Raw genomic sequence first — 6,775 nt, forward strand, 5'->3', positions numbered from 1 at the left:
CGCCGTGCCCTCATCGGATGCCATGCATTTCTTCTTCAACTTCGCTGACGTCGTCGATGACGCCCTGGCGAGCGGGTCGGACCCGCTGAGCCTGGCCACAGACCCGGAGCTGCTGGCCGCATGGACGCGCATGGCGCCGGACGAAACATGGAAGCTGGTCCTGGAGCGCCTGTTCGACGGCCGGCATGTACGGCTGCCTGAGCATTGGGAGGGTGAGGGCCTCGACCTCGCACGGGAGCTGCATGAGGACGCCGGGCTCATGGAGTACTTCGGCGACTGGGAGCCGGCGGTGGCCATGCCTCCCCAGGAGGTGCAGCTAGCGATGCTGGTGTTCTACACGACGGCCGTCCGGCTGCGTCCATCGGTCAGCCGTGGCGCGGCCGGTGCGAAATAGGGAGTTTCCGCGTTCCGCTGTCACGTAATTCAGAAGCGCTGGACGAGGCGCCTGCCGTCTCGCACGCTGCTGGGCATGGCTTCCATGATGTCGCTGGGATGCTCGCGTCCCGGCTGTCCCGCCGTGTCCGTGCACCTGACTCAGCACCTGGCCGTGGCCCGGATGTACGCCTACCAGGAGGGCTGGCGGTTCGTGCCCGGGTGCCCGGAGCCGGAGATGAGGTGCGCGGCGTGCTCCAGCTCGGAGCCGGCGGCCCTCGACGGGGGTGGCGAGAACCGCCGGCGCTTGAGGATGAGGCCGGCCCGTCTTGCTCCATACGTGAGGCCGGCCTCGGCTCGACCGTAGCAAAATGGGCGGTCGAAAAATGGCGGGGTGCTAAATCTCCGCGGCGTTGGCCGCGGCTCCTTCCCAGGCGGGTGCTTCTATCCCTGACAGCCGGGGGTGTCGACTGCGCGGAGGCGGCGCTGAAATTCTGTGCGTGTGTGCCAGGTGGGCAGCTCGGGGCAGGTCTCGCGCAGCAGGGCGACGATCTCTCGGTGCTGGGCCTGGGCATCGGTTTCGGTGCAGGGCCAGTGGGCGTGCCAGACCGTGGTCCACTCGCCGGCCCATTTGATGCCGGTGACGTACATGGTGCCGACTTCGAGGGTGTCGGCGACGCCTTCCCATTCGGTCTGTACGACGGTGTCGAGGTATTCGGTCCTGGCGACGATGCGGTATTCGCGGTCCTCGCGGAGGCAGGCCCATTTCAGCACCTCCAGGGCTTGCCCGTCGCGGCCTACGTACGCGGTTTGCCCGGGTGCCAGCTCCAGCGTGCTCATCGTGTTCCTCCTGGCTGGGATTTTTGCGTCGCGTCGCCTGCGGGGGCAGGCTCCGCCGGGCCGCTTGGTTGCCGAACCTACTCCGGTCGGTGGCTGAGCTGCTTGAGCTTCCGTCGGCCGGCCTCGATGTGTTGCCGGGCGGTCGCGAGGAAGCCGCGCGCCTGGTGCAGCGCCTCGCGGGCCTGTTTCGCTTCCGCGGCCTCGTTGGGAGTCGGGTACATGGTCCGTACGAGTGGCATCGCTGCCGACATCAAGGCGTTGACCGCCGGTCCCATGGGAACCGCCTCTGGGCGGGCTTCCCACGTCATGTGTAGATCCAGGGCAGTTCGCGTGAGTCGCTCGTCGAGCATGCGCGTCCACGCTTCCTGGTACGCGCGCTCGGCGTCGGCCTCCAGCATGGGAACGGCGCGTACGGCTGAGGACACGCCGCCCATGTACCCGGCGCGTGTGAGTTCCCTGCCGATCGGGACGTTCTCGACGATCAGGGCGCCCTCGACGGTGAACAGCAGCAGTCCGAGCGCTTGGGCGCGGGTCATCGGATTGGGGTCGTCCGCCAGGTCCGGGACGCGCGTCCCGAGGGCCTGGAGGGCGCCGTAGACCTGCTCCACGGTAATCCCCGGCCCGGCAGCGGGAGTTGAGAGGCTCATGGCCTGCACACTACCGGTGCGTACGCAACTGCGTACGCATGTTCGTACGCTAGAGAGTGGCCAGCGCTCGCGTGTAGCAGGGTGGGGGCGTAATTCCGCAGACGGGTCGCCGACTGTCAGTCGGTTGTGCCATAGTCGTCTCGTCGCCGGGCAAGTGGGCGGCTTCCCCGCCGACGCGGGGATGGCCCATGTGGAGACTGTAGGTCGACACCCGGGTAGCAGTGCTCCCCGCCGACGCGGGGGTGGCTCCGCGCAAGCGGAGGTGGATCGAAACGACGCCTCTACGGAGAGCGTTAGCGGTTCAGATTGGCTCTGCATTAGCGGAGATAGGTCTAGAGCGCGGACGTTCTGACCGTTGGCTCCGCGCAAGCGGAGGCGAAGCGAAAGGCCCGGGACCAACCACCCCGGGCCTTTCGTGTTGTCTGGGCGCTGTCTGCTGGCCTATGTGCTGGTGTAGCCGGCTCCGACCGCGAGGACGTTTCCGGCGCTCATGTCGCGCAGCAGCTCGGCGGCGGCGACTTCGCGGCCGGCGGTGTGTTGCCACACGAGGAGGCAGCGGCCGGTGGAGCGGACGGTGGTGAGCCACACCGGTGGCGCTGGTCGGCTGCCGGCGAGCTGCGTGCCCTCGGACTTGTAGCTGACCTCGTAAGTGCCTGCGGGGCTGAGTGTGACGCGCCAGGCCGGGTCCGTCGTGAAGTCGGCGCTGAAGTTGCGGGCGAGGGTCGTGAAGCCCATGTCCATGAAGGCACGGTCTCGTGGGGTGAGGGGGTTGGGTGCGCCGGTGAACTGGATCATGTGGTGTGTGGGCCGGATGCCGAGCAGTGCGAGCGGGGAACCGTCGACCATGAGCCCGACCGGCTTTATGCCTACCGAGGCAAAGGCTTTAGACACGGGGTGCATGCGGGGAGCCTAACCATCTTTTCATCGTGGGAGGTTGGGCTTCGTCTCGGTTGCCGCCGTCAGCTCCGGGAGTATTTCGGCGACCGCGGCCTGGACGTCTTTCAGGGTGAGGGGGAGCTTGTAAGGCTGGCCCTCGACGGCGCGGTGCCAGGGGGTGGTGGTGGTGAGCGCCCAGTAGGTTGGGCAGGGGAAGGCGACGTGGCAGGTGGAGCACTGCTGGTCGTCGTCGGCGTGGTGGTGTTCGAGGGCTGCTTTCTCGCGGAAGCGGCGGTCGAGGGCTTCCGCGCGCCATGCGTTTTTGAGGGAGATGGTTTCGACGTGGCGGACGGAGTCGACGACGTTGGGCCAGCACTGGGCCCAGCGGTCTTCGTAGCGCATTGCGGCCTCCTGGGAATGCTGGCGGGGGCCGGGACGTAGCCTGTCCCGACCCCCTGGGAGGGTTCTCGATTAAGAGTCGAGTCCTGTGAAGGAATCCACCCATCAGCTCGCGCCGACACTTTTAAGGTCCCGAGTCGTATTGAGGTCTCCGCGTCCTGCCATTGGACCACCGCGCATCGAGCTGCGCGGGCCGGACTTGAACCGGCATTTCGGGGATGTGGCTCGGGCCAGTTGATTCGGCGCTTGGTGGCGTGTCTGAGTCTAGGAGCGAGAGCTTCAGATTCGGGGCCGGCTTGCCTCTACCGACTGGGCTACCCCGGCGTGTGGTGCCGGGGGAAGGGTTCGAACCTCCGCTGTGGCCTGCCCTTTATTGAATTTCAGTCCTGAGCTTCAGATTGCGCTCCATGCGCACCCGTCGCACGCCGGCGGCGGGGGTCTGTGTGGTGGTGCTTGCGGGGTACCCCTCCCGCTCCCGAGCGCAGTCTCGCAATGCTGACTGTTACCCATGTGCCTAACCGGCATACAGATGCTCGGCCCTCTTCGGGGGGTTACGCCGCGGCGGCCTGTTCGTTGGCCGGCGGGGTGAAGGCGGGGAAGAGGTAGTCGAGGAGCGGGCCGGCCACGTGCATCTGGGTGATCTCGGTGGCGTTGGCCGCTTCACGTGCGTATTTGACCGCGTCGCGGAGGGCCTGGACGCGGGCGAGCATGGCCTTGACGTGGCTGGCCGGCAGGGCGCCGGAGAACTTCACGGTGCTCCAGGTGCCGACCGGGATGTCCTCGTGCCAGACCTGTACTTGGGCGGGGTGCTTGTCGGTGGCCTGGGCCAGGACGTGGTTTCGGGGGACTTTCTTGGAGCGCTGCGTCTCGTAGGCCGGAGTGCGGTAGATGCCCTGGTCCGGGCTCCACACCCATTCCTCTGCGGGGTCGAGGAGGGGGAGCTTTTCGACGAAGGTGTGCAGCGACGTGAGCTGCTTTTCGAGGAACAGCAGGTACGGGACCGGGGCGTCGCGCAGCAGGGTGATGCCGGCGACCTTGATGTCCGCCTTGGCTGTGGTGTTGGCCCAGTCGCGTGTGGCGGTGACGTCGTAGAAGCGGGTGAGGGCCTGCTTCACGTCGTCGATGGCGTCGGTTGCGCGGAGCTGTACGCGGGTGGACTCGGGCGGGAGCTGTTCGCCGTCGTCGTCGCGGGGCCGGTAGGTGCGGGTGATGCCAGCGAGCAGCGGGGGCTTTTGGACCTGGTGGTGTGCGGCACTGAGGGTGCCGTATGCCTCGGTCTTGATGGGCTTTTCCACTGCGACGACCTGGCTGAGTCGCGTCGTCATGGGTCGAGAATTTATGGAGGAGTTTCTGGTTGTGCAAATTGCCTTTAACCCGTTTGGGTGTCTTGCTCTGAAAGTGGTTGCTGGGGTGCAGGCCGGCCGGGGTGCTGGCATATGCCATCTGGAGGTTATGCGTACGCAACTGCGTACGCAGGTCTACGCTCCGGCACAGAGCGTGGCGTTGAGGTAGCTGCGTGTGCGGGATGGAGGAGTCGTGGCCTTGGACGTGCGGGAGATGGTGGCGGACGCGGAGCGTCTGGCGGAGCCCTTCGTGGCGAAGCCGGTGGACATGCAGTTCTGTCCAGTACATCCGAGCCTGGCGTACGAGAAGAACTTCGCTGGCCTGCTGGTGTGCCCACACCAGTCGCACTGGCCCGACCGCGGCGACGGCGAGGAGTAGGCCGTGCCCATGGACATCGAGGTCTCGCACGAAGTAGTCGGGGAGGGCATTGCTGTCGTCCGGGCGGTGGGCGAGCTGGACGTGTACACCGTCCCCAAGTGGCGGCGCTACCTACTGGAGTTGGTTAGCGGTGAGGCCGGCCCGCGGCACGTGGGACTGGACTTCTCCGAGATCGCCTACTTCGACTCCACGGCAGTCGGGGGCCTGGTGCGGTGCTGGCGTGAGCATCGCGACGGCGGCGGTGAGGACCCAGGGGTGTTCGCTCTGTTCAGCCTCACGGAGCGGACGGAGAAGATCATGGACTTGACCGGGCTGGCCCGGGTGATCACGGTCCTCGGCTCGCAGGAGGAGTTCCTGGGCCTGGCGAGGCCGACGCGTACGAGCCGCTCTGTGGAGGAAGGGTGACCGCAGGGTGTCAGCGGTGTGAGGTTTTTACGGTGCGTAATTGAAACACCCGAAAATCTCAGTATGTGGGCGAACATCCCTGACATCTTGGACATTGCAACCCTGAGGCATATGCGCGGAGAGTTATTTCGTCACCCATTAGAGTGATGAGGCGAGAAATAACCCGAGAACTGCGTGACTCGCACACGGAGTCATGAGTTGATGTCTGTGCGTGCCCACCGCGGCGGGGTCCAGGAAGACACCCCCCCGTTGACCTGGACCCCGTCAGGGCGCGCGTACGAGAACGGTCCGGTGCAACCAGTCGACGCAGGTGCTGTCCCCCCGGCGCCTTGCCTCCTGGTTGCGCCGGGCCTTCGTTTTCTCAGGGAAAGGACGCAGCGTGCAGAGCCAAACTCTTCTCGACGCCGGCCAGGCCCCCGACATGATTCCGCGTGGCCCCGGCGGAACTCCCCTGGCGTTCAACCTTCAGGGCGAGCCCATCCCCGTGCGTGAGGCCATCGAACTCGCAGACAACCTCGACCGCTGCACCTTGTTCTGGACGCCCATCACCCTCAAGTCTGGGCGGCCGGCCATCGTGCGCACCCTCTTCCGAGTTTTCGACGACGAGGCGTCGCAGAGAGCGGTGCCGGAGGGCCACGTGCCCCAGTTGTATGCCTCCGTGCTGTTCACGCCGGCACCGGAGAATCGTTTCCTGATGCGCCTGTGGACGTACGGGTCGCCAGCCGAGGCGCATGCCGGCCACCCGGAGGCCGTCTTCGAGTTCCAGTCGGGGCGAGTCGATGTCGACCTCTGAAGTCGACGAGCGTTCCCCGCTGCCGCGCCGTCTGGTGGTACCGACCGTCTACACCGGCGAAGTCGGCCTGGTGCTGACGGTGTGCGGCGTCACGTGGGAGCGCGCCGAGCACGCCGAGCGCCGGCGCGACATCCAGGGCTACTGGTCCGTGACTCTGGAGAACGGGGATCGCTACGTGTTGCCGGAGGGGCTGCACGGGTGGGCCCGGAATCTTGACCGCGAGGTCCGTCGGCGTCTCGTGCGGCTGCCGGTGGTGTACGCCTTTTCCCAGCACGGCGGCGACATGACGGCCCGGATACTGTCTGCTGCGCAGAACGGGTGAACGGAGAGAGCTTGTGGCACTGCTGGCCCATACCGGGACGCTGAGGACTCAGTACCTCAACGAGATCCGCAACATGCACGTGTTTCACGTCGAGCGGCCCGTGACGCTGATCGTGCAGGGCATCTACACGGCGCCGCAGGAACGGCTCGCGTGGATGGAGTGCCAGCAGGGCACGTGGCGTCTGCCGGCCGCGATGCGGGACTGGGCGGAAGAAATCGAGGAGCGCGCCCAGGTACTTGTGGGGCACGCCGAGATTTTCCCCTGCCCGATCGTTTTCGCCCCGAAAGCCGACGGTCAGCACTTTGAGGTCGAACTGCGCCCGAGGGGCTACAAGCCTTTCCTTCTGGCATGACCGAGGCCGCACCCCCATGCGCGGAAGGGTGCGGCCTCGGCTGTCCG

General features: G+C 66.5%; 11 protein-coding genes. 6 read left to right on the plus strand and 5 right to left on the minus strand.

Features of this window, described 5'->3' with window-relative positions; translation table 11 throughout:
- Positions 1 to 4: 4 nt before the first annotated feature.
- Entirely contained in the window at positions 5 to 394 is a 390-nt protein-coding gene (locus ABZ281_RS02750; RefSeq protein ID WP_356651409.1) for a hypothetical protein, read from the plus strand.
- A 422-nt stretch (positions 395 to 816) separates the two neighbouring features.
- On the opposite strand, the gene ABZ281_RS02755 is transcribed toward ABZ281_RS02750, so the two are convergent.
- The 5 genes from ABZ281_RS02755 to ABZ281_RS02775 all read right to left on the minus strand — a co-directional run bounded on the left by ABZ281_RS02755 (position 817) and on the right by ABZ281_RS02775 (position 4,459).
- Entirely contained in the window at positions 817 to 1,212 is a 396-nt protein-coding gene (locus ABZ281_RS02755; protein WP_356651411.1) for a hypothetical protein, read from the minus strand.
- 77 nt (positions 1,213 to 1,289) lie between these two features.
- The gene (locus tag ABZ281_RS02760; protein ID WP_356651413.1) at positions 1,290 to 1,859 is read right to left on the minus strand and encodes a hypothetical protein; all 570 of its coding nucleotides are present in this window, start codon (positions 1,857 to 1,859) and stop codon (positions 1,290 to 1,292) included.
- Between the two features lie 441 nt (positions 1,860 to 2,300).
- Entirely contained in the window at positions 2,301 to 2,705 is a 405-nt protein-coding gene (locus tag ABZ281_RS02765) for a hypothetical protein (protein WP_356651415.1), read from the minus strand.
- 75 nt (positions 2,706 to 2,780) lie between these two features.
- Positions 2,781 to 3,137, minus strand: coding sequence for a hypothetical protein (locus ABZ281_RS02770; protein ID WP_356651417.1), 357 nt, complete (start codon positions 3,135 to 3,137; stop codon positions 2,781 to 2,783).
- A gap of 548 nt (positions 3,138 to 3,685) precedes the next feature.
- Positions 3,686 to 4,459, minus strand: coding sequence for a hypothetical protein (locus ABZ281_RS02775; RefSeq protein WP_356651419.1), 774 nt, complete (start codon positions 4,457 to 4,459; stop codon positions 3,686 to 3,688).
- Between the two features lie 211 nt (positions 4,460 to 4,670).
- Between ABZ281_RS02775 and ABZ281_RS02780 the strand changes: the two genes are divergently transcribed.
- The 5 genes from ABZ281_RS02780 to ABZ281_RS02800 all read left to right on the plus strand — a co-directional run bounded on the left by ABZ281_RS02780 (position 4,671) and on the right by ABZ281_RS02800 (position 6,728).
- A complete protein-coding gene (locus ABZ281_RS02780; RefSeq protein ID WP_356651421.1) occupies positions 4,671 to 4,856 on the plus strand; it encodes a hypothetical protein in 186 nt (61 codons plus the stop codon).
- 9 nt (positions 4,857 to 4,865) lie between these two features.
- Positions 4,866 to 5,261, plus strand: coding sequence for an anti-sigma factor antagonist (locus ABZ281_RS02785; protein WP_356651428.1), 396 nt, complete (start codon positions 4,866 to 4,868; stop codon positions 5,259 to 5,261).
- A gap of 379 nt (positions 5,262 to 5,640) precedes the next feature.
- Positions 5,641 to 6,054 (plus strand): hypothetical protein, encoded by a 414-nt coding sequence (locus ABZ281_RS02790; protein WP_356651423.1) that lies wholly within the window; start codon positions 5,641 to 5,643, stop codon positions 6,052 to 6,054.
- On the plus strand, positions 6,041 to 6,376 hold the full coding sequence (locus ABZ281_RS02795; RefSeq protein WP_356651425.1) for a hypothetical protein: 336 nt from the start codon (positions 6,041 to 6,043) through the stop codon (positions 6,374 to 6,376). Before ABZ281_RS02790 ends, ABZ281_RS02795 begins: the two co-directional genes overlap by 14 nt.
- A gap of 13 nt (positions 6,377 to 6,389) precedes the next feature.
- The gene (locus tag ABZ281_RS02800; protein WP_356651426.1) at positions 6,390 to 6,728 is read left to right on the plus strand and encodes a hypothetical protein; all 339 of its coding nucleotides are present in this window, start codon (positions 6,390 to 6,392) and stop codon (positions 6,726 to 6,728) included.
- Positions 6,729 to 6,775: the final 47 nt, after the last annotated feature.

Source organism: Streptomyces sp. NPDC006265, assembly GCF_040613555.1.
Taxonomy (GTDB): Bacteria; Actinomycetota; Actinomycetes; order Streptomycetales; family Streptomycetaceae; genus Streptomyces.